The organism is Nitrospira japonica, from assembly GCF_900169565.1.
In the GTDB taxonomy this organism is placed as follows: Bacteria; Nitrospirota; Nitrospiria; order Nitrospirales; family Nitrospiraceae; genus Nitrospira_C; species Nitrospira_C japonica_A.
Genome location: NZ_LT828648.1, coordinates 3,617,804 through 3,641,107 on the forward strand (window position 1 = coordinate 3,617,804; position 23,304 = coordinate 3,641,107).

19 protein-coding genes are annotated in these 23,304 nt (G+C 53.0%); 7 read left to right on the top strand and 12 right to left on the bottom strand.

Annotated elements, in window-relative coordinates:
- The first annotated feature begins 16 nt into the window (after window positions 1-16).
- The 6 genes from NSJP_RS17215 to NSJP_RS17240 all read left to right on the top strand — a co-directional run bounded on the left by NSJP_RS17215 (window position 17) and on the right by NSJP_RS17240 (window position 4,846).
- Complete coding sequence (locus NSJP_RS17215) at window positions 17-742, top strand: type I 3-dehydroquinate dehydratase (RefSeq protein ID WP_080888109.1); 726 nt, start codon at window positions 17-19, stop codon at window positions 740-742.
- 75 nt (window positions 743-817) lie between these two features.
- Window positions 818-1,459 (top strand): SAP domain-containing protein, encoded by a 642-nt coding sequence (locus tag NSJP_RS17220; RefSeq protein ID WP_080888110.1) that lies wholly within the window; start codon window positions 818-820, stop codon window positions 1,457-1,459.
- Complete coding sequence (locus tag NSJP_RS17225; protein WP_080888647.1) at window positions 1,456-2,250, top strand: thioesterase II family protein; 795 nt, start codon at window positions 1,456-1,458, stop codon at window positions 2,248-2,250. The genes NSJP_RS17220 and NSJP_RS17225 overlap by 4 nt, the downstream gene beginning before the upstream one ends.
- The gene (locus tag NSJP_RS17230) at window positions 2,247-3,494 is read left to right on the top strand and encodes an NAD(P)/FAD-dependent oxidoreductase (RefSeq protein ID WP_172834423.1); all 1,248 of its coding nucleotides are present in this window, start codon (window positions 2,247-2,249) and stop codon (window positions 3,492-3,494) included. The genes NSJP_RS17225 and NSJP_RS17230 overlap by 4 nt, the downstream gene beginning before the upstream one ends.
- A gap of 173 nt (window positions 3,495-3,667) precedes the next feature.
- The gene (locus NSJP_RS17235) at window positions 3,668-4,156 is read left to right on the top strand and encodes a GyrI-like domain-containing protein (RefSeq protein ID WP_080888112.1); all 489 of its coding nucleotides are present in this window, start codon (window positions 3,668-3,670) and stop codon (window positions 4,154-4,156) included.
- 6 nt (window positions 4,157-4,162) lie between these two features.
- Window positions 4,163-4,846: a DUF2461 family protein gene (locus NSJP_RS17240; protein ID WP_080888113.1), complete on the top strand. Its 684-nt coding sequence runs from the start codon at window positions 4,163-4,165 to the stop codon at window positions 4,844-4,846.
- 31 nt (window positions 4,847-4,877) lie between these two features.
- On the opposite strand, the gene NSJP_RS20195 is transcribed toward NSJP_RS17240, so the two are convergent.
- The 3 genes from NSJP_RS20195 to NSJP_RS17255 all read right to left on the bottom strand — a co-directional run bounded on the left by NSJP_RS20195 (window position 4,878) and on the right by NSJP_RS17255 (window position 9,351).
- Window positions 4,878-5,612, bottom strand: coding sequence for a 4'-phosphopantetheinyl transferase family protein (locus tag NSJP_RS20195; protein WP_080888114.1), 735 nt, complete (start codon window positions 5,610-5,612; stop codon window positions 4,878-4,880).
- 730 nt (window positions 5,613-6,342) lie between these two features.
- Window positions 6,343-6,894, bottom strand: coding sequence for a YajG family lipoprotein (locus NSJP_RS17250; protein WP_080888115.1), 552 nt, complete (start codon window positions 6,892-6,894; stop codon window positions 6,343-6,345).
- A 474-nt stretch (window positions 6,895-7,368) separates the two neighbouring features.
- Complete coding sequence (locus tag NSJP_RS17255; protein ID WP_080888116.1) at window positions 7,369-9,351, bottom strand: AIPR family protein; 1,983 nt, start codon at window positions 9,349-9,351, stop codon at window positions 7,369-7,371.
- Window positions 9,352-9,729: 378 nt separating this feature from the next.
- Here NSJP_RS17255 and NSJP_RS19555 point away from each other — a divergent pair, with 378 nt between their 5' ends.
- Window positions 9,730-11,385: a trypsin-like peptidase domain-containing protein gene (locus NSJP_RS19555; protein WP_172834425.1), complete on the top strand. Its 1,656-nt coding sequence runs from the start codon at window positions 9,730-9,732 to the stop codon at window positions 11,383-11,385.
- Window positions 11,386-11,671: 286 nt separating this feature from the next.
- Here the strand turns inward: NSJP_RS19555 and NSJP_RS20200 are convergent, their stop codons facing one another.
- The 9 genes from NSJP_RS20200 to NSJP_RS17305 form a co-directional block, all read right to left on the bottom strand.
- Window positions 11,672-11,917, bottom strand: a complete 246-nt coding sequence (locus NSJP_RS20200) for a PRC-barrel domain-containing protein (RefSeq protein ID WP_172834426.1) — start codon at window positions 11,915-11,917, stop codon at window positions 11,672-11,674.
- A gap of 93 nt (window positions 11,918-12,010) precedes the next feature.
- The gene (locus NSJP_RS17270; protein WP_172834427.1) at window positions 12,011-14,278 is read right to left on the bottom strand and encodes a GumC family protein; all 2,268 of its coding nucleotides are present in this window, start codon (window positions 14,276-14,278) and stop codon (window positions 12,011-12,013) included.
- Window positions 14,279-14,403: 125 nt separating this feature from the next.
- On the bottom strand, window positions 14,404-17,010 hold the full coding sequence (locus NSJP_RS17275) for a polysaccharide biosynthesis protein (RefSeq protein ID WP_080888119.1): 2,607 nt from the start codon (window positions 17,008-17,010) through the stop codon (window positions 14,404-14,406).
- Complete coding sequence (locus NSJP_RS17280; protein ID WP_080888120.1) at window positions 17,007-18,164, bottom strand: DegT/DnrJ/EryC1/StrS family aminotransferase; 1,158 nt, start codon at window positions 18,162-18,164, stop codon at window positions 17,007-17,009. The genes NSJP_RS17275 and NSJP_RS17280 overlap by 4 nt, the downstream gene beginning before the upstream one ends.
- 175 nt (window positions 18,165-18,339) lie before the next feature.
- Window positions 18,340-19,845: a VanZ family protein gene (locus tag NSJP_RS17285; RefSeq protein ID WP_172834428.1), complete on the bottom strand. Its 1,506-nt coding sequence runs from the start codon at window positions 19,843-19,845 to the stop codon at window positions 18,340-18,342.
- Window positions 19,842-20,816, bottom strand: coding sequence for an exosortase A (gene xrtA / locus NSJP_RS17290; RefSeq protein WP_172834429.1), 975 nt, complete (start codon window positions 20,814-20,816; stop codon window positions 19,842-19,844). Before xrtA ends, NSJP_RS17285 begins: the two co-directional genes overlap by 4 nt.
- A 267-nt stretch (window positions 20,817-21,083) precedes the next feature.
- Window positions 21,084-21,374 carry a PEP-CTERM sorting domain-containing protein gene (locus NSJP_RS17295; RefSeq protein ID WP_080888123.1) on the bottom strand — a complete coding sequence of 97 codons (291 nt, stop codon included), beginning with the start codon at window positions 21,372-21,374 and terminating at the stop codon, window positions 21,084-21,086.
- 127 nt (window positions 21,375-21,501) lie between these two features.
- Entirely contained in the window at window positions 21,502-22,023 is a 522-nt protein-coding gene (locus NSJP_RS20205) for a helix-turn-helix domain-containing protein (protein ID WP_080888124.1), read from the bottom strand.
- Window positions 22,024-22,231: 208 nt separating this feature from the next.
- Window positions 22,232-23,302 carry a GNAT family N-acetyltransferase gene (locus NSJP_RS17305; protein WP_080888125.1) on the bottom strand — a complete coding sequence of 357 codons (1,071 nt, stop codon included), beginning with the start codon at window positions 23,300-23,302 and terminating at the stop codon, window positions 22,232-22,234.
- Window positions 23,303-23,304: the final 2 nt, after the last annotated feature.

Consider the following 23,304-nt stretch of genomic DNA (forward strand, 5'->3'; position numbering starts at 1 on the left):
AAGGAGGGAGAGAACCATGCAGAAATTCTCGAGTCATCAGGTTTGGGCGACAGTGTCGGGAAGAGATCGCGATGACATCATGAAGCAGATCGATTCGCTCGTCTGCTGGGGCGTGCGCGCGATCGAATTCCGCGTAGATTTGATTCCCGAGGCGCTATGGGATTCAATCCTTGGAATCGGAAGCCTACCCGTTCCGTGGTGGGTCGCACACTTCGGCACGGGCAAGGACGCCGACACGGCCAAGACGGCAATCGCTGAGACGCTTCGGAGCGATGCGGAAGGCGCGATCTTTCATTCACGGTGCGAGCACCTGTCGGACCTGATCGCAATGTGCCAAAAGGCGGGACGGCCCTTCGCCGCACCGTATCATAGCCAAAATCCGATGACCCGGAACGAAGCGATCAGGGAGTTCGAGTATCAGGCGACTCTCACTCCGGCATTCCGCAAGATCGCCGCGCGCGCACGCACGTACGCTGAGGCCGCCGCCATCGTTGACGCGACGCATACTGCTTCGAAAGCGGGTGGTTCGCCGGTTGTCGGAGCTGTATTCGGTCCGCAGCGCTGGGCGCGCATCGCGTTGCCTCACGCCGGTTCGGCAATCACCTTTATCCTCGCCCACGCAGTTGAGAACGAAGTCGGAGGAGATGACCAGCAGCTTCACCTGGGGGACATCCATCATCTGTCCGCGGTGAAGGACCTGCTCGCCATCCAACGCGGCGCGCATGCGTCCACGATACACTGATGCTTCGACCTCGGGACAACGGTGCGGATTCCGAGGTCCCGAGCAGCAACTCGATGTGAGACCAGGGATGGAGCAATGAGCGCCAAGACTAAATCGAAACGACCGCCACTGACGGCCAACATAAGCATCGACGAATTTCGAGCCTTCTACTGGTATCTGCACGAGCTGGTCGAATTCTGTCGGAACAACGGCCTGCCGACGGGCGGCCAAAAGCTCGCCGTGGTCTCTCGGATCGAGCGTTTCATACGTAGCGGTAAGCGCACGGGACTGGCCGAGTCCACGTCAATCAAGCGCCGCGTCAGCACAGCTCCGCGCGAGCTGTCCATATTGACTGTCGTGGGCAACGACTTCAAATGTGACGTGACAGCGCGCAATTTCTTCAAGTCCGTCATCGGTGAACACTTTCATTTCACGGCGCACGTCAATCGTTTCCGACGCGAACGGCTACGCAGAGGTATTCGGACCACCTATGGCGACCTTGCGCGCGAGTGGTTGGCCGAGCATGAGCGGCGAAAGGATCCGCGCTACAAGTCGAAGATTGAGCGTTCGTGGCAGTACAATCAATTCGTCCGCGACTTCGCTGCGGACAAGCTGCGAAACAGGGGAAAGGGAATGCGCGGAGCCGCGAAGGCGTGGAACGAGATTCGCGAGCATCGGGGGCCGCACACCTACGCGGAATACGTAAGAATTACCGAGCGCCGGCAGCCACCGACATGACGATCGCGACGACTGGCCGCTCTCAGTCAGAAGTTGCTCGGGAGTGGATTGGGCTAAGCCGACCCGCCCACAAGTCGCGGATGCATCTAATCGCATTCCCGTACGCCGGTGGAGGAGCCTCGGTGTATCGACGTTGGCAAAACGATCTCGCCCACGCCAAATGGCTCGACTTCACAGTTCTCCAATTGCCCGGCCGTGAGACGCGCATTCGGGAGCGGCCGCACAACGATCTGGCGCAGCTTCTCAAGGAGCTCGAGTGGGCCGTCGGCGCAGCAGTGGATCGGCCTTATGCGCTCTTCGGATATAGCATGGGAGCACTGCTTGCATACGAACTCGCCGTTCGTCTCGCCGAGAGCCACGCCGCGCCCGAACGTTTGCTGGTCGCTGCACGATGTCCTCCGTGGAGAAACAGGCATCGGCCAGCGGCCATCCCGTCACGTGATGCATTGCTTGCATGGGTTCGCCGTCTCGGGGCAACAGCCACCGAGCTGCTCGATACAGACTTGTTCATCGAACGTTTCTTGCCTACACTAGAGGCCGATATCAGGATCGTCGATGGATTCGCTCGGGACGTGCCGCAGATCCTCCCGTGCCCAATCGATGCCTTCAGTAGCGACGATGATGCGGAGGTTTCCATCGACGACATGCGATGCTGGGAAACCGCCGCTGGAAGCGGTTTCCGACTTCATCGGCTCGGAGGCGGTCATTTCTTCCTGCACCGCTCTCACAACGAGCTGATCGCGCTCATCAATCAGATCCTTGGCAGTCATGCGAGCTCTGGAGGGCGATGATGGATCGGTCGACACGGGTTCTGGTAGTGGGAGGCGGTCCTGCCGGCTCCACCACAACTACACTTCTGGCGCAGCGCGGGGTTGACGTCATCCTCGCCGAGCGCGAGCAAGGCGCTCGATATCACATTGGCGAATCGCTATTGCCGTCGTGCCTGCGCATCCTCGACCTTCTCGGCGTCAGAGAGAAAGTTGAGCGCCATGGCTTCGTGCGAAAGGACGGTGGCTACTTCGTTTGGGGCGAACAACCATGGGAAGCCGCGTTCGGCTCGTTGACGACGCCGCTGTATGGTTTCCAAGTTGTTCGGTCTGAATTCGACAAGATTCTTATCGATCACGCGAGTAGCCAGGGCGTCAGCGTCCTTGAAGGTCACGAGGTTAAGCAGCTCGATCTCGTCGACGGCAGGCCCGTTGCAGCCCCTGCCGTCGACAGCGAGGGCAACAGAGTGCGGTTGACGTTCGACTTCCTAGTTGACGCTACTGGACGCTCTGGTCTGATGGCGACGGGTTATCTCCGCAATCGCTATTATCACAAGGCATTCATGAACGTGGCCACGTGGGGATACTGGCGGAAAGCGAAGCGTCTTAGCGTCGGGCCCCAAGGGGCGATTGCCACCTGCTCGATTCCGATCGGCTGGATCTGGGCAATCCCCTTGCACGACGGCCAACTGAGCGTCGACGTCGTCATGCACAAGTCGAAGTTCAAGCCGCTTCGACAGCACCTCAGCCTCGAAGGCGTCTACCGCCACGCACTCGCATACAGCGAGCTCATTCAGGATCTCATCTCTGGCGGAGAGCTTCAGCTGCCGCTGCGAGCCGAGACAGACTACTCCTACACGGCGGAGGAGTTTGCAGGGCCGGGCTATTACCTTGTGGGTGATGCCGCTTGCATCCTCGATCCGCTGCTTTCGACCGGCGTCCATATGGCAACTTTTTCCGGTTTGCTGACGGCCGCCAGCTTGTCGAGTGCCATCTCCGGTGATGTGCCCGCTAGCGACGCCACGCAGTTCTACAGCGCGTCATATCGACGTGCCTACCTCCGCATGATGGTCGTCGTCGCGTCGTTTTACCAGACACACCGCGGAGCCGAGGCGTATTTCCGGCAGGCGCAGCAGCTCACGAGCCATGACTACAGCGGTGCCGAGCTCGCCCATGCCTTCTTGCACATCATCTCCGGCATTGAAGACCTGAAGGATATCGAGGATGTGGAGCCGCAGCGGTTGCTTGAGGCGCTCACAAATGTATAAGGAGCACTACTCGTTCATTCAGCACAAAGAGAATTGGACGTCCATGTCGCTGCAGGACATCAATCGAGCCCGCAACAGGATTGACGCCCGAGACCGCCGTCAATGGTCTGTACGTCATAACAGAGCCCTGTCTTGGGTTGGCGCGCAGTAAAGCGAGGGATGCGAGGTAAGCCATGACCCAGAGGCCGAACGTTACCGATGAGGATGAGATTCGGATCGTTGGGATCGAGGTCCGGACGAGCAATCGTCTCGAGAGCGACCGGAAGACGGCGCGAATTCCCGGTTTGTGGCAGCGATTCTATCGCGAGCACATAGAGGACCAAGTTCCCCACCGCGTCGCTGACGAGTTCATCTACGAGGCGTACATTGATTACGGGAGTGACCACAACGGCGAATACTCCGTTGTGCTTGGTGTCCAGGTCGACTCCTTCGACAACGTTCCCCCTGGCATGGCCCGTGCCTTGCTACCGCGCTCGCGATATCTGGTGTTTCCGGCCGTCGGTGAGATACCCAAGGCCGTGCAACACGCCTGGGGCAACGTGTGGAATCATTTCACGACGCAGGCCGAACATCGACGCTCGTTTCGCGGCGACTACGAGAAGTTGAAGAAGGACGACAAGGGTGGCTTTGCCGAATGTAACATCTACATTTCGGTCGTTTGAGCGATCATGGCTTCTGTCAGGTTTCCTGATGATACCCTAGCGTTCCTTCATGAACTGAAGGACAATAACACGCGCGAATGGTTCTCCGCCCACGTGCAGGATTACCAACAGTGCTGTGTTGAGCCGGCCAAGGCGTTTGTGATAGCCGCGGGGCGCGAGCTACGAGAACTGATTCCTGGCATTCACGCAGAGCCGAGCATCATGGGATCCATCTTCCGGATGAACCGGGATGCCCGTTATGCGAAGGAAACGCCATATAAGACGCACCTCGATTTCTGGTTCTGGGAAGGCGAACGGAACCAAGCAGTCTCCGGCATGTTCGCCCGTGTTGCGCCAGATTTTTTGGGAATCGGTGCGGGATGCCACGGCTTCGGCAAAGAGCGCCTGCCGATGTTCCGCCGAGCCGTTGCCGACCCGAGGCAGGGAGCTCGTCTGGCCGAAGTCGCCCGGACCGCCGCGGAGAAGGGCTATGTACTAAAGGGCAAGGCCTACAAGCGCTACCCGAGGGACTTTCGCACTGACGGTCTGGCCGCTGAGTTTCTTCTTTACGGCGCGCTTTACGTACACGTCGACGAGCCGGTCCGGTTGGTGACTCGAAACGGTGCCATGCTTGAGGCCTGCGTCCGCCACTGGCGCGAGCTCGCCGCCTTGCACGAGTGGATCACTGAGTTCGTTCAGTACGCGCGTTGAGCGATGGGGGATCCAGTAAAGCAAGCCCGGTCTACCCGAAACGGTGCCAGCCGAGAGTGATGTCGCCGTCGGTTTCTCCGCTACGACGCACGCACACAGCGATTACGTGCTCGGTGGTTGGTCGGAGCTGAGCGAAGTGCCAAGCTTCTGCCTCATCGGAGAGTAGCGGATCGATTTCTAGGCGCGGTCGGCGACAGGGCTCGAGTGTGAACCAAAAACGATCGAGCGGAATCGCTAGCCCCAACCCGCGCGCCTTAGAATAGCTCTCCTTGAGAGTCCAAAATTCGAAAAAGCATCGCGTTCGTTCGCTAGGAGGCAGCGATTGTAGAACCCGGGCCTCGGCTGGCGCAAAGAAGCGATCCGCGACCTCGATTGGAGCCGGCCGTGAGAGTGATTCGACATCGACCCCAACTGTCAGTCGGTGCGTGACGGCCAAAACGACGAGGCCACTCGTGTTTGACACGTTAAAGCGTAGCGCCGAGGACGGGCGCGCGATTTCCGGGCGGCCATGAGAGGTAGCAACAAATGTCCAGTCCCTCGGCGCAATCGGCTCGTATCGAGAGAGCACTTGACGAACGAGAACGCGCGTTGCGAGAAAGGTCAAACGATCGCCCTCGAACCGGAATCTCCGCATGCGCTCATGCTCATCGCTGGAAAGAAGAGCTTGCGCCGACGCGACGAGGCCGTTGCGCTCAAGTTCGCTAGGCTCGGAGCACCATACGTGCACCTCACCTGCTAGGAGCCGTCGACGCATCAGCCCATCCATAACATTCCTAAACGATTTCTAGGAAGGCAAACAGTGTTCGGAAGGAACAGAGTCAAGCAATAGGATACAAGAAATCAACCGCAGCAAGTGTGACACCCGGCGCTCAATCTTATCAATAGATCTCCGTGCGTCATCACGGAGTTGCAGTGCCTTGACCTCCTCGCCGGGCTGAAAATCGAAGGCTGGTTCAGCGGTTTCCTGGATCCTTTTGCAGCCGGGCGTTCTCTCCTCCAGCTGCCCAGGCGTTTGAGCTGGCTTACGCGCAGATGGGCCGTATTTCGCATTCGAGGCAAGAGCAATTGTCGTCTACCCCGTGCGGAGAAATGCAGTCTTTGCTCCGAGAGATATCAAAGGACCTCTCCGATCGAAAGCTCGCTTCGGATGAACACCACGCCATCGATGCACCGCACATGGACCGCTCGCGCGTGTACGCTGTCACTTCCGCTGCTTGATCCTCTCAAGTTGGAACTTGTCCTCCGCCGCCTGTTTCCTCCTTGGAATTTCCGTTAGTTCCCACAACTGTCCAACCAGCGGCCAACACGCTTCGAAGTAGAAATATTTAGATCCCTCTTAGACACAGACGCCGATTTGGAATCTGCAGAAAGGATCTTCGTTTCTCCCAGTACGCGGGACACGCGGATCCGAGTTTCAAGAAATGAATCAGTGAAGGGATCTACTCGTGCTATTGCAAACTGTGAGGTAGAAAACAAAAACGGTCGAGCTGCCAAAGCTACTGGGAGAAAATCTTGCGAACCTGATCATCGCGGATGAATTTGTCATACCCCGACAAAATCATCTCATTGATTGACGGAGCATAGTCTGATGCCTCTCCAAATTTTCCCGTTGTTTTTCGATCTGCCAAGTATATTTTGTTGAGGAGTTCCGATCCGTCCGCTTTACGGCTAATTTTATACCGAATTGAATAGCTCCAATCCACACTATAGCCAAGATCATCTGCCTGGAATTCAAGAATGTCACCGGACAACACTAAAGGATTATTATCTCCAAGCCGAAATCCCGTCTTCTCAAGTTCTAACGCAGTCGCTCGTTGGACCAAATCAGCAACGTTCGCAGCTACGTAAATGCTTCCGATCGCAGTACTTTGAATTTGGTTGGGCGCAACTTTTCCAGTATTTGCTGGTACATATTGAAATGATCCTACATTTGCCCGTCCTTCATAGCGCGCAAAATTTTGAGCAGTATAATTCACAGGAATTGTTGCGGCACATCCGGCAAGCGACATCATACCGAAAACAAGGGTCGTAACAATTGGGCAGCGCATTCAACACTCCTCTAAGGCAAGGTTTTGTGAACACTGGCAATTGCATTCCTAAAGGCACCCGAGTGTACGCGGCCAGACATATCCGGTCAATAATTGTAGTGATAACTAGATCCCCCTGCGAGACGTACAAATCGCGCCAGCGGTGCTGTCAGTCTCGTTGCTCAGTCTGTCCAATGACGACATCTGAGATAGATTTCCTCCTCAAGATGTGAATTGACTCTCTCCTTCGCGAGAAAGAAATGACTCTACCATTAACGAAATACATGTATTTCGAGCGAATATGCTTCCAATTAGGCATTGACAAAGTGCTAATGTCTCAACCCCCGATTAGCGGCCCATTATCAGGTAGGCTGTTTGAGGGTGTCAAAGCACAACCTTTGGATGGATTGCAGGCCATGAGGATCTATGCTGTCGGTGGCTATGAATTAATTCGGAGCAGAAGGCCTAGGCAAAGACCTGAGACGTTGCTTTTCTCTATGTTGATGACTGCCCTAATCGTTCCGGGTCATAATCAATCACCTTCCCCTCTCGATCAAATACGATCCCCTCACTCTGATGCATCCGCCGACCTCTTAGGATAAGCTCTTGAATCGCATGAGAAACCTGACTCGCAGGGCACTTTAATTTTTTGGCTAAATGCTGATGTACCCCTGGTTTCCAAGGTTGCTTGGGCAAGGACTGGTCAACCTTATCAATAAATTGTTCATCCAATTCCGCCGAGGGTGAGCAGAATACCGGCAATGTTACCTCTGAAATCTTGCTGAGTGCCCTTATGGAGTAATAGTCTGCGATGGCAGAAAAAAAGCGCCTGCATAAACTCCGTATGGCCGATTTCGTTCTCACCGTACCTGGTTCAATTGACTTAGACATTCTGAGAAAGTCTTCTACAAGCGCTCTGTCAATCTTACTTACGTCAAAGCGCATAAGTTCTTCGAGAGAAAATGCGAAGGTGCCTGCCTGTTTTGCGACAGCAGCAAGTGCAAAAATATTCCTGTAAGTAGCCAGAAATCGCTCGCCATGCCGTCCTGATGGCCGACTTTCAATCAACAGATCTTCTATTTTCTTTACCACTTCCACTATCGCTGGCCATATTGGGAAAGGAAGCGTTTCGTTAAATACCGCAGCATATGAAATCGGATTACGCATAAACTTTGACTTTAGAATTGCCGCCTGCGAGGGATTTTTCTGTACTAGCGCGACCTGTGCCGCAGCAACAAACAATGGAGTTACCATACGAGATAGAGGTCGACCGATGTTGCGGTAATAGTTCTTTCTTCGCTCGTAAAACCATTGTTGCTTTTCAAGCACTTGCTCAATATCACGCTGAATCTTATCGGTTGCGTGCAGGGATGCTAATTCCACATTACTTTGATTATTAGTGGCTCTTATTATGCTATCCCGTACCACGGGATCATTTGAAACAATGACTTTCACAAGGATTGCACGTTGATCGGCTTTAGCTTGAGAAGTTGCAAAGTATCTGAAAATGCTTTCAGTAGTCTGGAGTCCATTAACGATTTGAATATCATGCATCTGTATTGTTTTTGCATACTGAGTTGCCGAGGTTGCGAGAATAGTTACTCCATTATTTAGCCACCAGAAGTCCGGGCCAAGTCTTCTCTTAAGTGATTCGGATATGTCCTCGTTAACCCGATTGCTTCCCAGATAATCCCTCACATTAGAATCGAATAAATAGCGGCGCAACTGGCGTTTCTCGTCCGTAACGAAACGAAAATAGTCATCAATGCGGGCAAGAACCACATAGCTACCTTGATGATGTGTCAGGGATTCTATTATTGGAAGATCAATGGAAAATTTCTTCAACCTTCTAAAGCTTTTGACGATTTCTGCAGCACCAACAAAGGTAAACTCCGCAAAGCAGTTGCTGTACAGCTCAGTACATTGCTCTTCAATTTGTTTAGCACGGCCTATTATCTCCTGTGGAATATTAGCTGTCTGACCTCGCGTACAATACGAAACATTGAACCTCAGTGTGGGACAGGAAGCGGCAAGCCTTCTATAGGTCAATTGAAAGACTGACCTGGCATTCAACAACTGCGCTGAATATCGTTCCTTCAACTTCAAATTATCTTTCTCGAAATCCAGGATTTCTGGAATGCTCGCCGCCAAGGAATTCATTGGTGAGAGCTGAAATGAATCATGATGTTTTGCGGTAATAATCCATACTTCGATCACTACTTCACGTCGAGGAAGCGCTAGTTGATCCAAGTCTTGAACTAGGTAGCCATTAACAAATGTAAAAAATCCGTCAATTCCTCCATCCTTTTCGCCGTCAACCCAACCAGCCTCAATCTCCTCCTGTGATAGATCGTAATCTTTCAGAATTTGCTCGCATCCTAAATATTCGAACACTTCTCCTCGATCATTGGAAGGAAGGTTTTCTGCAATTCTATTGTCGACAATGCCATCCAAAAGAATGGTGTCATTTTTCGGCATAGGTTTACCTCCCAGGAGAAGCGGTAAAGGAATTTACCTCTGGCCCTCGATAATAGAGGGAAGTTAGGGTTGAAAATTACACGTATTTTTGTTCATGCCTTTGTAGAGATTACCTTACTCACAGGGCGTTATGGCTTTGTGCATGAAATACGTTTGAAGCCTAATTTGCTTGAAGATTGAGATTTGGAGTATACATACTCCGCACGTGCGGGGGGAGTTATTGAATTTCTGCCAGCGATCCTGCGGCAGTTGCGCAAAAGTAAACCATATGCGCTCTTTGCTCTACTTGAATGTACTTTTCACGATGTGTGTATATTGCAAAAGGTCGAATACCTCTGCACGTGCCCTTAAAAGCAATCCTTGGTTTTTTCAGCTTCTATGGACACTCAGTTAAAAGCCAGCCAGGATACCATAATCTCTCTTTTCGCCGCGTTAAGAACTCCCCGGGATGTCGCAAAACTTTTGGAAGTGCCGTACGGGCTTCTGATCTATCATTTACATAAGACCCCACCGTCTACTCGATATATAAGTTTTGCAATACGCAAGAGAGCTGGAGGCGAGAGAATAATATCTGCTCCAGGGACAGCTCTTAAGATCCTGCAAATTAAACTAAATTATGTTTTAAAAACAGTGTACAGACCGAATTCATGCATCTACGGGTTTATTGTGAATGGTGGGATTGTAAAAAATGCCAGCGTTCATGCTAATAGGAGATTAGTTTTTAACCTAGACCTAAAAGACTTCTTCCCGTCCATTCATTTTGGAAGAGTCAAAGGAATGTTTTCCTCACCGCCATATAACTGCCCTTCCGAGGTCTCCACGGTACTCGCCCAGATCTGTTGTTTACCCAAAACTTATCCGTCCTTGGCTCCATATGCACAGCTTCCGCAGGGCGCTCCTACATCTCCTATCGTGTCCAACATGGTTTGCAGTTCGTTGGATAGCCAGCTACTAAGGCTTGCGAAGAAATACAAGTGTTCGTATAGCCGATACGCTGACGATATAACATTCTCTACAAATTTGCCCCGATTTCATGAAGCTATCTTAGTGGAAAGCCAAGCCGAAGAAGGCAGGATCAGCGTAACGGCTGGGAGTGAACTGAAAGCGATAATTTCAAGCAACACCTTCCGAATAAATGAAAATAAGGTACGGCTTCAGCGCGCAATGCAAAGGCAAAGTGTGACTGGACTCACTACAAACAAGTTTCCCAATCCTCCAAGACGTCTTATTAGACAAATCCGAGCTATTCTTCACGCCTGGACAAAATATGGTTATGAAAATGCCCAGAACGAGTTTCGATCGCGATATTTCAACCGCACGCGCAATCCTAATAAAATGGCCCCAGAATTGAAGCACGTTCTTCACGGAAAAATAAACTATGTGGGAATGGTACGAGGTCAGACTGACCCACTATACCTCAGCTATTTGAAGCAACTGAAGGCATTGGCGCCGGAACTGATAATTAGGCAGGTCATAGATGTGATGGATGCGTTGTGGGTACTCGAATCCGATGGCGCATATGCGCAAGGTACCGGATTTAGCCTCAAAGGCTATGGAATTGTGACTTGCTACCATGTGCTGAGAGCGCGCACCAAACTCTTTAAAGCTAATACACCTGCCAAGAAATATAATATTGAAGTAATCATTCAGGACCAGGAACTAGACATCGCGGTTCTCGCAACAGATGGTCCACAGGGACCTGAACTGCTGCTGGAGGAAGGGGAACGCCCTCGTCAGGACGACTGGATTTTGCTAACTGGCTACCCAAGCTATTCAGCGCATGCGACCGGTGTCGTTAGACGAGGAAGAGTGACGGGCTACTATCAATTCTTTGGAACGGAGCGAATGCTTATTGATACCCCTATAGTCTATGGAAATAGTGGGGGTCCGGTCTTGAACCAATCGAATAAAGTCGTTGGAATTGCCGCGAAAGGCCCTGTGTCATTGAACGACGCACAGAAGACTGAAAAATTCGAAGTCATACCTATAAGTATTCTGCGAAGATTAGCTCCCCCAGCACCGACTGCTCAGTAGTCATCGGTGCCACCGTTGGCACCTGAATCTGTAACCCATTGATATTCTATGTCAGAGGTTGTCACTTTTTGCATTCCTTCTTCCTTTCAACCTCTTGTTTATTCTTATTTTCATCACGCCCTGAAAAGGCTGGTGTCGACAGTTCGATTCTGTCCCTCGGCACCATTACTCCTGCCTAGAGTACTCCAGGGATAGATCGTCTCTCGTCCGAATAAAAAAGGGGACTGCACTCCGATGAATGCAATCCCCTTTGACCAAAAAATTAGGAACGGATACGTTGTGCGATTTATCCTTCGCGTGATGACAGGTGGCTTTGACGTCTGCTCCTAACCGGCCTCTCGGATATCCTCAGTTTGATCCATCCGTCCCGCACTTCGAAGCTTCTCCACGGTAGCCGAATAAGTCTCCCCGTCTTCGCAAGAATCACGTCCGCGTGGCTGATCTCTCTCGTATCCGAATCTAGGATAAGGCGCTTGATATAGCCCCAGTTTTGTCCGTTTGTCGTTTGAACTGTCCAGTTTTCAATACTCACAACTCCCTCCTTTTCATCGGGTCGGCCCCGACTCTCACTTAGGACGATCAGCCGACAATGGGAGCGCGATCTCTTTGCTCAGATGGACATGGACTACATCTTGTTACTCTTGACGTTCAGGTACTCATAATCCTCCATATAGGAGGGCATCGATTGACTCTTTACTCCATTGAGAATCACATGAGTCGTCGTCACGGCATGTAGAGAACCCAACGCTCTCCGAACCACTAGCTTGGGCGTAGAATCAGCCCGCACGACGAGCACCAGAAGATCGGCCTGCTTGGCCAATACGTTCATTGTGGCCAAAGGGAAAATGGGTGGAGTGTTCAGAAAGATGTGTTCGAATCGCTCTCGGAGCTTAGTAAGAATGCTTGAAAGTCTTCCGGTCTTCAGTAACTCGTTGGAATTCACGGATGAACTGCCGACCGGCATGATACAACAGGGAACATCGCGGAACTCAAACAGACAATCATCCAAGGGAATGTCTCCAGTAAGACAATCCGCCAATCCGCCCTTCGGCATCGTTTCAACATACCGGTTCAGCATGGGAGATTTAAAATCGCAATCCAGGAGCAGCGTACGTTTGCCAAGGTCTCGCGCCATGGTATAGCCAAGATTAATCACCGTCGTGGTCTTTCCCTCGCCCTTGACTGCACTGGTCACAGCAAGGACGGTTGACGGCTCGTTGCTTCGAATGAGAGACAACCGGCTGGCCGCCACGCGGTACTGTTCCGCGATTGACGAATCAGGGAGCCACTTGACTACGAATCCATCCGACAGGAATGAATCTGGTGACGACTTGCCGATCCATTGCCTCCCAACGACAGGAGTTGTATCAATCTCATCCTCTAAGTCGACGGTGCTCGGCAGTCTCTGTCTTACGGGGAAGAAGCGCCGCCAGCTGACCCGATTAAATTCCAGCATGAAATCCGGTATTGCGGCAAGCAGTTGCGGTCCTAGCATTTGTTCGATTTCCTCAGGGCGTTGAAACTGCGGGTTCATTTGCTCTCTTAGCACGGCCGTTCCGATACCGATGGTAAACCCAAAAAGAAGACCGAAGAAAATAATCAGAGGTTGATTGGGTTTATATGGAGATCGAGGGAAATTGGCCGGTTCAAGGATTCGAAATTGCGCTCCTTTCTGTCGTTTCTCCAAATTTTCGGCCACCCGCGCATTGAGACGCTTTTCGCCCAATGTCAGATAGTTACCCTTCAAGTTGTCATAGTCGCGCATAAGGGTGAGGAGCTTTTGCTCAACGGCCGGAGCCTGCTCGACCCGATTAACATAGTCGTTTCGCTCAACCGAAAGTGAGTGCTGACGCTGTTTGAGCACGGCCAGTTCGCTGGTCGCCTCGCTGTATTGCTTCTTCAGATCCTGGAGATAAGGGTCCATCACCTTCTCGGCAGCCTTGATAGCATCAGCGCCGTAGGCTGCCATCAATTCCGCCTCGACTTGACGTATCTCTTCTCTAGTCAACGGCACATCGGGATAACCGTCCCAAAACTCTGCTTTCAACTTCGCGAGCCTTTCCTTGAGATCCTTAAGTCTTCGGAAGAGCGGGTCCGGTGCCGACATGCCACCTGGCAGCGTGGGGCTCAACTTTCCGAATCTCCCGTACTCCTGAATTGCTTTTTCTACCTGAGCCATTCGATCGGAGACCCGCTGAATATTTTCATTCACCGCCTTCAAATCGCCGTGTAGTCGATCAAGCGCCCGAAGATTAGACTCGTTCTGCTGCGGAAGCTGTCCCATGTGCTTTGATTTGAACTGAGCAATCTCATCCTCTTTCTCTTCCAGTGCTTCTTTGGCTCTTGCGACTTCAACATCAAGAAATTCCGTCGTAGCTTCAGCAAGATGTTCGCGCGTCTTGAGATTTTCCTCAATGAATGCTGTCGCAATCGCTGAAGTCACCCGCATGGCCATATGCGGATCTTCGTCCTGAAAGGAAATGGTCAGTGCATCGATGCTGCTTTTCCCAGCCACCAGAGTAGCGCCGGGCATCTTGGCAACCAGTTCCACCTTGATACCGCTCTTGACTCTGGCTACGGCTGCATCTGGTCCGGACCTCTCCATCTCATCAGGGAACAGGTTGAGGTCCTCAACGATCTTGCGGAGCAGCGAACTGCTCATAATTTGTTTCTGTATGACAAAGATGCGCTGTTCCAGATTTCCCTCGGCGACACCCTGAACATATTGATCAGCGATTCGTTGCTCTTCGACGAGGATCAGTGTTTCGGAGCGGTACATTTTCTGAGACAGGGTGCAGAATGCGATGGCGGCACCGAGAGAAAACACCACCGATACGATGATGCCCCATTTGCGTCGGGTCATAACATCCCAGTATTCACGAAGCTTGAACATTCCTTGCTCCCTAAACTGGGAGTCCACGCTAATGGTTGTCATTGTTCATTCTCGCTTAGGACTTTCTACGCGTTGATTGTGATGTGAGAGAACAGGAAAAAGGATGCAAGACACACTCGTGCGCTTCACGGATGCAATGTGACCGCCGGTGCATCTCCACGACGAGTTGGCTGTGCGGACAGCACCTGACCATTAAGCAAATTGTCGGCCGCAAGAAGAGGAAGATCGTCCTGTGCTTCCACGGGACGGAAAGTCGGAACCAGTTCGTGCAATAGATCTAGGGCGCGACTGGAAAGGCATAGAAGAGCCGATGTTTCAAGTGCAGTCAGTCTTTCTGTGAAATGAACCAAGTCTACCGACGGCGCGGGGCGAATACGGAATACTTTCTCAATTTCAGCGGGTTCTTCGGTCTCCCCTTCTCCCAGCAGCTCCTCTTCCAGCTTCTCCCCGGGGCGCAGACCCACGAAACTGATCGGAATCTCGTCACCAGGCACGAACCCTGATAACCTGACCAAATTTCTGGCCAGATCGAGCACTTTAATCTGTTCGCCCATGTCCAACACGTAGATCACACCCTGCTCCCCAAGCGAGGCTGCCTGGAGCACAAGGTGAACGGCCTCGGGAATCAGCATGAAGTATCGCTTCACCGCAGGATGTGTGACGGTGACGGGCCCGCCATTTTGGATCTGCTCCTGAAACCTCAGCAGCACACTACCGCTACTCCCCAGAACATTACCGAAACGGACTGTAAGGAAGCGGGTTGTACTTCGTCTGGCAAACTCCTGGACGATGAGTTCGGCCACACGTTTTGTGGCTCCCATGACACTGGATGGATTCACGGCCTTGTCCGTCGAGATCAGAACGAATCGTTCTACGCCAAAACGGTCAGCCGCCTCACACGCAAGCCGCGTTCCCATACAGTTATTCTTAATAGCCTCTGCAGGGTTCATTTCGACGAGCGGGACATGCTTGTGAGCGGCGGCATGGAACACAATATGCGGACGAGTTTGCTCCATGACCTCGGACAGCCGACGAGCATCGGTGATATCCCCGATAACGGGCCTGATCGAAGAAGCACACCCGCTATCGTCGAGTTGCTTACTGATTGTGTAAAGGCTGTTCTCATGACGCTCATAAAGGACCAAAGTCTCGGGTCGCAATGCACAAATCTGCCGGGCGAGTTCCGATCCAATCGATCCGCCGGCCCCGGTAAGGAGCACACATTTTCCGCTCACCATGTCATGCAGCGCATCTGTGCATAGCCGAATCGGGGCTCTCGCCAACAGGTCATTCAGGGACACGCTGCGTATCTGACTGAGAACGCTCTTTCCAGCAACAAAATCCTTCACGCCGGGTAGCGTCTTGATGGATACCTTGCACGATTCCAGTTCTGAAATAATTCGCCGCAACAATGACGGCTCTGCGTCAGGCATAGCAACGACAACCTCTTCCGGTCTGTATTCGGCTATGATTTTCGGGATGTCTTTCAATGTTCCGAGCACTTTGATTCCGTGGATCCGCTGATTCAATAGAGATGCCTCATCATCAACAAAACCGATAGGTTGATAGCGGTACGATGCCCGTGTCCGCATCTCTCGTACGATGCGTTCGCCTGAATCACCTGCTCCTATGATGAGGACCTTGTTCTTGTTTCGGTACAACACCTGCTCCCTCAGTAAACGGCGAGGAAGACGGACGCCTGCAATGAAACCGACGAGCAACACACTGTCGATCACGAAGATAGATTGAGGATACTCCGTCATTGCCATTCCCCATCGAACCAAGAAATAGAAGGCCATGGTGCTGGTTGCAACTCCGATGAGGATGTTCCGCAAATCCCAAATGCTGACGTACCGCCAAAGTCCTTCATTGAGGCGAAAGGCAACGAAGGCCGCTGCCCTAATCACAACCAGCCACGGTAACGTGGCGAGGAACCTTCTTACCTCCTCTGCCGGGATGGCGCCGTCGAACCTCAGCCAAAACGCCAGATAGTTCGCCAGAATAATCAAACCGATATCCAGCGCCACAATGAGAGGACGGCGCCATTGGACCACGCAGCTTCTTATCCACGTACCGCAAGACCATGCGCCGTGGCTTCCGGAAGACGACAATCCTGGCAGCTCGAATACCACCAATGGTATTCTCAGAATATGCAGGAAAGATTGAGCCATGATGGCAATGTCCAGCATCAGGGAGGCGTGTCTGACATACAGTTTCGCCAGTCTGAGTTTTTCTGGAAGAATCTTGTTCCGGTAGTCGTGCTCAGGCCGATCAGCTTGCTGGAGCAGCGTCGCCTCGTCGATGTACTTCAATGATGCCAGATCCGTCAGTCCCGGCCGGATTCGGAGAATTTCACCAAAGTCGACGCGGAACAGCTCGACATAGCGCGGAACCTCCGGACGGGGACCTACAATGCTCATGTCGCCCTTGAGGATATTCAGCAGCTGTGGGAGTTCATCCATCTTCGTTCGCCGCAATAGCCTTCCGATCCGCGTGATTCGCGCGTCGTTTCCAAGTGTGATCAAGCCGCCTCTACTCTCGGCATCATCCACCATGGTCCGGAATTTCAGGATAGAGAACGGGCGGAGGCCGCGACCGATCCTCGTCTGCCGAAAAATGATCGGGCCCCGCGAATCAAGTTTGATCAGGATTGCCGCAACCATCCAGAGGGGCCAGCTTGCAAGCACCCCGAGAACCGCAACAATTACGTCAAACGCGCGCTTCATCATCATTGCCGAGTCTCCTGGATGATGTCCCTCACCGTCGAAATGACTCGCCGAACGTCTTGCTCGGTCATTTTTGAATAGAGCGGCAACGAAACGAGACGTTGAAAAGCAGCATTGGCCGTGGGGAAGTCGGAGGCACAGTAGCCGTAGGTGTCTCTGTAATACGGGTGAAGATGAAGAGGGATAAAATGGACGCTGCTGCCAACCTGCGCCTGCTGCAACCGTTCTATGAAATCATTCCTGCCGATGCGCAAGCGACCGAGGTCGAGCTGGATGGCATACAGATGCCAGGCGTGCTGTACGTGCGCTTGCGCCGCTGGAAGGGCGACCTCGGGCACATCGCGCAATCCTTCGTTGTACCACGCTGCGATCCGGTCGCGTGACTTCCAGAAACGTTCGCACTTTTGCAGCTGGGCAATGCCTAATGCTGCAGCCATATCCGTTAAATTGTATTTGAAACCGGGAGACAGGATCTCGTAGTACCATGATCCATGAGCCGTATAGCGGTTCCATGCATCACGACTCAATCCGTGGAGACTCATCGTTCGAATCCGTGAAGCGACGCCGGCATCATTGGTGACAACCATCCCCCCTTCCCCCGTCGTAATATTTTTTGTCGCATAAAAGGAAAAGCAGGTGATGTCCGACAGGCTACCCACCATCTTGCCTCGGTACCACGCCGGAAGGGCATGCGCTGCGTCCTCGATTACGTATAGACCGTGTGCCTTGGCAATCGCATGAATCTCATCCATTTCGCATGGATGCCCGGCAAAATGTACTGGGAGAATCGCTTTAGTCCTCGGAGTAATCGCTTCTTCGATGAGTTTTGGATCAATGTTAAGAGTATTCTCCGTACAGTCGACCAACACCGGCTTGGCCCTAAAATAGGTCACCACTTCGGCGGTGGCCGCAAACGTCATGGTCGGAACAATGACTTCGTCTCCTTCCCGCACGCCAATCGCTTCGAGGGCAAGGTGCAGCGATGCAGTGCACGAATTCACGGCCACGGCATGGCGGGCACCTACCATGGCAGCGAACTCATTTTCGAACTGCCTGGCCTTGGCTCCAGTGGTCAACCAGCCTGAACGGATTACCTCCACAACGGCGTTGATCTCTTCTTGGCCCAAATCGGGCACATGGAAAGGCAGGAAGTTCGCCATGTGAATTTCTCCAATAAGTAGGTAACGCCACCTGCTCCGCCACTCATTGGCGCCGAAGCATGGAGGGGAGACTGGCTAAATGTCGGAGTGCAATGTGGAAGATTGAGCTAGAAACGATGCCTGACGCAGCAGGAATACAACGTGTCGATGCGAATGCGTTGAGAAACGCCGAAGGCTAGACCACGCAAGATGGTGAGGGGAGCAACACCACAGCGATCGCTAAGGTAGACGCTCCAACCAACATGAGTAAGGGGTCCAGTGGTGCGTTGAATGTCAACACGCGAAGTCCTTGAGCTAGGAAGAACCCAAGCAAGCCAAGGCCGAGAGACAATAATCGTCCAGGGCCATGGGGCAATTCTAGAAACGCAAACCTGCTCGCGATTCCCAACGGGAAAATCAAGACCGAATAAACCAACCACTTGAATGTCTCCCCTAGGCCACGAATGAGCATATCGCTGACGGAGAGTTGTTGCTGGACGACCATCCGCGCATGCTCTCTACCGTTGACATACAGCATCGTCACTCCGTCGCGATAGACCGCCACCAAATGCTGCACGGAGCGATCGAGGGGAGAGTCTACGGTCGTTAAAGCGGGGTGTGCGCCGTTACGTCCCGACACCGGTGTACGTAACCGAAACACGATCTCCCTATTTTGCTGTGCGAGAGTAAAGTTTCGATCATATGGATCAATCGAGTAAGAGACGATTCGAGCCGGGCCACCCTGGTTTAGCTCGCCGGACGCAACCCAGGTCTCCAGCGATAGCTCTTTCTGATACGTAAGCGGCATGTCGGCGAGTTTTTGAGGGGCGATGAGAGAAGACGCCCCCGACCCGCCTTTGAACAAAAGTCCGTTAGGACTCAGCCAGGTGTACTTCGCCTTCTCACTGATCTGGAGATCGATCGGAGGCCTCAATGCGGATCGATCATGGACAATCGTTCCATGCTGCTCGGTGAAATCGTAATAAAAGACCAGGTCCTCCTGGATTCGTTTCGTATGCGCATCGACCCCATATCCAGCAGAAAAGTTCGTCCAGACTGCATCGGCGGTTAACGCCCGATCATATAAAGCGGCCAGATATATCGCACCCTGCCAGGGACGGTCCAGGGTTCCCTCGTTCCCGAGAAACAAACGATAGGAGGAGTTCCAGTTGCGAAAGTCACGGGGCACGGTCAAGGGCATCCCGATTGCCACGGCTAGTAACACAACATACACGCCCGCCATCGTTCCTGCCACAGGCCTCCTCCAAACGCGCTGCCAACGACTGGCCTTCAATGTCGGAAGAGCCGCTAGGAAAAGCACTCCTGCGAGACCTCCCACTACGCCGCCCAACCAATTGCAAAGAATGTCTGCTACGGAAGGTGCACGTGGAAGAAACACCTGCGCCGTCTCTACGAAACCGCTGAGCAACACTGAAACGCCGGAAATAAGTAATAGTTTGAACCGCCAGCCACGCGAGTACGTTTGAGGTAACAGAACGATCAAGAAGCCGCAGGGAATGAAATAGAGAATGTTAGTCCAGATATCCCATAGCGTCACGCGGGAAATACCCGAGAATCCCTCGAACTTGTCTTGGTAGATGGACCTGAATGAATCGGCGTCGCCAAGAGAGAAGGTGAATGGTGCTAGGCCGAACAGCACGATATACAGCACATATGCGATCAGCAACCCCACTACGATCACGGGGTAAAACCCCACAGTTGTACAGAAAGGGGAGCGATCGCCAGAACCGAAAGCGAGACAAGAGCCATGACGGCGGCTTGCTTCATGACATGAGAACCACGATCACTGTTAGCAGAAGACCCAAGGAATACGACGTTCTTGGTCTCCTCCCATCGGAGAGCGCACCAAAACAGCAGCGGCATGGTAAGACCATAGATGGTATAGCTGAAGATTCGATGGTCTGCGCCTTCGGCGACGCCCATGTAATCGCCCATAATAATGCCATAGGCCCGGATACCATTTGCGATCATCAATATCACGGCACTGATCCCCAGAAAGGTGAAGCGGCGAACTGGTTGTTGATAGACCAGTGTCGCAAAGGCGTAGCTGAGGGCCAAGCCGGGGAGCAGATAGCGCAATCCACCGCAGTCGGGTGCAACCTCCCAAGTGCCTGATGCGATCGTAATCCGGTATTCTTGAATGAGATAGGGAACGTCGACGAGCCGGAGTCCTCCCAAGATGAACAGAGTCGTGAAGTCCTGAAGCCACGGCTCAATCGAAGTTCCGACAGGCAACATGAAGATGAGAAGCCCTAACGGCCATGAAATAGCTCGAGCAATGGTTGTTCCCAGAAGAGTCCAGACCAGACCTGGCAATGATGCAATGACCGCCAGCTGTTCCAGCCAAATCAGGTTTAGGCGGTGTCCCACCAACCAAGCAGCACCGATTGCAGAGAGTGCGACGACCCCCCAAGCACTGGGTTCTGGAGTCAGAGGTAACCACGCTTGCCGGCAGCACCACACTAAATAGCCAGTCACGGGCAACATGAGAAACCCGTGTGCGAACGTTCTGGAGCTCGACCAGGCGGCTACCAACGATTCCACTGTGGGCCAGAACAAGCCAATGACGCAGACCGTCGTCGCTAGAACGATCAGTCCTATCACTTGCCATTCCCTGGAGGCCAGCCTGACGACCGCCGCGGGCTTGATCAATCGAGCATCCATTGATGACCTAACCGCCCGAAGATGTCATGAACAGGTCTTCCTTCCTTACTGTTCAAGGAAGATTGCCAGGAGGGCGATTGTGTTTGAGCAGCGGAGGGAAGCAAACAGAATCTCGGAAGAGTAACCGGCTACAGAGAGGAAATGGGCCCTCTCGCCGTCCATATCGCAGCGAGAGGGCACCGCCTGAAGTCCCGACATCTGAGAATTGCGAACACTCCTCACCCCACCGGCGCGTACGGATGGGACTCGAGAAATTTACGAGCGTGTCTTCCGTTCACGCCAGAGTACCAGACCGATGAACCCTCCGGCCGCGAACAGGAGAGTACCGGGAACGGGAACGCTCTTCGTAGGATAATTGTTCTGGCTATTGCCGATATAGTTCCGCAAGGTGCTCGCCAACCAAGCGAGGAAGCTGTTTGAGTCCCAGGTAGCCATCGCACCAGATGACCCCCAGGCTGGAAGGGAGCCTGCAGCCTCCGCCTGCGGAGCGAAGAGGCCGATCGACAGAATCACGACGAGGAGTATTCCCAGCAATGCATCTCTCATATGTCACCTCCTAATAGAGAACAATTCAAAAGTGCAAAGTGACTGTTTACACCGAACCGCTTGACTTCATCACGCGGGCTCATTGTCTTCTTCTTCGTGGTCGCCCGTCAAGAAAAATAGGGTAGTACTACTTAGTTGGAGAACCGTGGGCACTTGAGCATCGGGAAGCCTGAGCGAAGCATTCCGCGGGTCCACAAAGAGATACGGAAGATGTCGCTGTAACGCTGGCCGCTAACGCAACAGCGGGAGAATCGATGTGCCCCTTGGCACCCTTGACCCATCGAAGCCGAGCGGAACGAGTCGACAAGCCTTCCCGCTCCCAAACGTACCGGACCATGCCAGGCGTGACACTGACGCCATCCAGCGTCATTTGTCGAGCGAGCCGCACATAGCTGACGGTCGGATTCGAGTGAGTTTTCAAGAGGATTTGCCGCTCCATCAAAGCTGGCGTACGGTTGGGCATGACCGGTTTACGACGGATCTTTGGCGCCAACCCGTCTCTGCCCTGCGTGTTGAGGGTCCTTCTCAGCGCGTAGTACTGGGATCGGCTGACTCCGGACAGCCTGCAAGCTTTGGCGACGTTCTTGAGTTCAGCGGCTATGGCAAGGATGCTCAACTTCGCCCTGATCACCCGTTCCCGGCTTGTCATAATTACACCTCAGTAGACGGCAACCCGATGTTCCCATCTTCATTGACCGCCGACAGTTCTGTGCGCAAATGTCGTGGATTGTTCACAGATCTTCCACCAAACTCACGAGACTCTCCTCAACCGAGACAGTCCGAAGAGGAGTTTTTTGAATAAATTGCAGATTCACGACGACGAGAAAGCAGAACGCGAGGCATTCGTCGCAACATTGCTAGTGATGTGTTTGGGATTGAGAATGTACCTTCACTCGTCCGGCACGAAACTCGGAAGGGGTCAGCAGATTGCCCAGCCGTCCCTGGAAATGCTGAGCAACCGCGTGGCCGCGCTGCGCAATTTCCCTGGCGCAACGAACCCACGCGTACTTTGATATCCTAAACCACGGAACCTGGATCGTGGTTCCACCATATTTTCTCTTGTACTCTCCACCACCGCCCATGTCATATAGTTGATTGCCCAGCTGTTTGCCGATTTTCATCGCGTGCCACTGAATTGCCTCATTAGGCCGCAATAGCCGATCCTCCCGTCGACTCGCTCCTCCCCAGAAATACATCAGCCCATTCAGATGAGGAAAAATACCCGTGGCGATGCTGCGGCCACTTCGATCGCGCGCACGGAGCAACAGAAGATTCCCCGTGGGAAGAATATGCTCGATTAGTCGCCGCACCCGTTCGACTTTGTAGGGAGGCACCAGCCTCTGTCTGGCAAATACATCCCCCAATTGCTCGTAATACTCGTCCGCAAAGGCCGAATCATGTGCTTGCTCGATCGAAACCCCCGCCTTTCCGGCTTTTCGGATACAACGTCGACACGCGCTAGTCATGTTCATGAACAATGCATTCTCATCGCGAGTCAGATCTATTTCGTAACTCGTGTAGATCCGATGTTGGGTCTTAAGGTCATGAAGATCGCGTACGGTGATGCTGCGGTCCATCATTTCCAAATGCACGCAGCCAAGATCGTGGAACGCAAAATCAATGAGGGCCTGAATGGCCTTGGTCCGGATCGCACCGCTCGAGAGGTTAAGCCCCATGTAATCGCTACTCCATCCGGGAAACGGACTACCCAGTATTCGGAGACCGAGTTTTGTGACAATCAGCCCGGTGAAATAGCCTACGGTGCTCCGGCCGTCTTTCAACGCTCCAATGACCGGCTCCCCGCCTTGAGTCTCGGAGAGAAATGTCAACCACGTACGTGTCTGATAGATCGTTCGTTCCTGATGATTGTCGGTCGTGAGTGCCCAATCATTGGCGCGGGCATCGATTCGCTCGATTCTATAGGCCATAC

What these genes read in the sequence shown, in the direction of transcription:
- NSJP_RS17235 (WP_080888112.1), top strand. Translation starts at nt 3,668, where the DNA reads ATGACCCAGAGGCCGAACGTTACCGATGAGGATGAGATTCGGATCGTT.
- NSJP_RS17250 (WP_080888115.1), bottom strand. Translation starts at nt 6,894, where the DNA reads ATGCGCTGCCCAATTGTTACGACCCTTGTTTTCGGTATGATGTCGCTT.
- NSJP_RS17280 (WP_080888120.1), bottom strand. Translation starts at nt 18,164, where the DNA reads ATGGCGAACTTCCTGCCTTTCCATGTGCCCGATTTGGGCCAAGAAGAG.
- NSJP_RS17230 (WP_172834423.1), top strand. Translation starts at nt 2,247, where the DNA reads ATGATGGATCGGTCGACACGGGTTCTGGTAGTGGGAGGCGGTCCTGCC.
- NSJP_RS17270 (WP_172834427.1), bottom strand. Translation starts at nt 14,278, where the DNA reads ATGTTCAAGCTTCGTGAATACTGGGATGTTATGACCCGACGCAAATGG.
- NSJP_RS17240 (WP_080888113.1), top strand. Translation starts at nt 4,163, where the DNA reads ATGGCTTCTGTCAGGTTTCCTGATGATACCCTAGCGTTCCTTCATGAA.
- NSJP_RS17275 (WP_080888119.1), bottom strand. Translation starts at nt 17,010, where the DNA reads ATGATGATGAAGCGCGCGTTTGACGTAATTGTTGCGGTTCTCGGGGTG.
- NSJP_RS17295 (WP_080888123.1), bottom strand. Translation starts at nt 21,374, where the DNA reads ATGAGAGATGCATTGCTGGGAATACTCCTCGTCGTGATTCTGTCGATC.
- NSJP_RS17220 (WP_080888110.1), top strand. Translation starts at nt 818, where the DNA reads ATGAGCGCCAAGACTAAATCGAAACGACCGCCACTGACGGCCAACATA.
- NSJP_RS20205 (WP_080888124.1), bottom strand. Translation starts at nt 22,023, where the DNA reads ATGACAAGCCGGGAACGGGTGATCAGGGCGAAGTTGAGCATCCTTGCC.
- NSJP_RS19555 (WP_172834425.1), top strand. Translation starts at nt 9,730, where the DNA reads ATGGACACTCAGTTAAAAGCCAGCCAGGATACCATAATCTCTCTTTTC.
- NSJP_RS17305 (WP_080888125.1), bottom strand. Translation starts at nt 23,302, where the DNA reads ATGGCCTATAGAATCGAGCGAATCGATGCCCGCGCCAATGATTGGGCA.
- NSJP_RS17215 (WP_080888109.1), top strand. Translation starts at nt 17, where the DNA reads ATGCAGAAATTCTCGAGTCATCAGGTTTGGGCGACAGTGTCGGGAAGA.
- NSJP_RS20195 (WP_080888114.1), bottom strand. Translation starts at nt 5,612, where the DNA reads ATGGATGGGCTGATGCGTCGACGGCTCCTAGCAGGTGAGGTGCACGTA.
- NSJP_RS17255 (WP_080888116.1), bottom strand. Translation starts at nt 9,351, where the DNA reads ATGCCGAAAAATGACACCATTCTTTTGGATGGCATTGTCGACAATAGA.
- NSJP_RS17225 (WP_080888647.1), top strand. Translation starts at nt 1,456, where the DNA reads ATGACGATCGCGACGACTGGCCGCTCTCAGTCAGAAGTTGCTCGGGAG.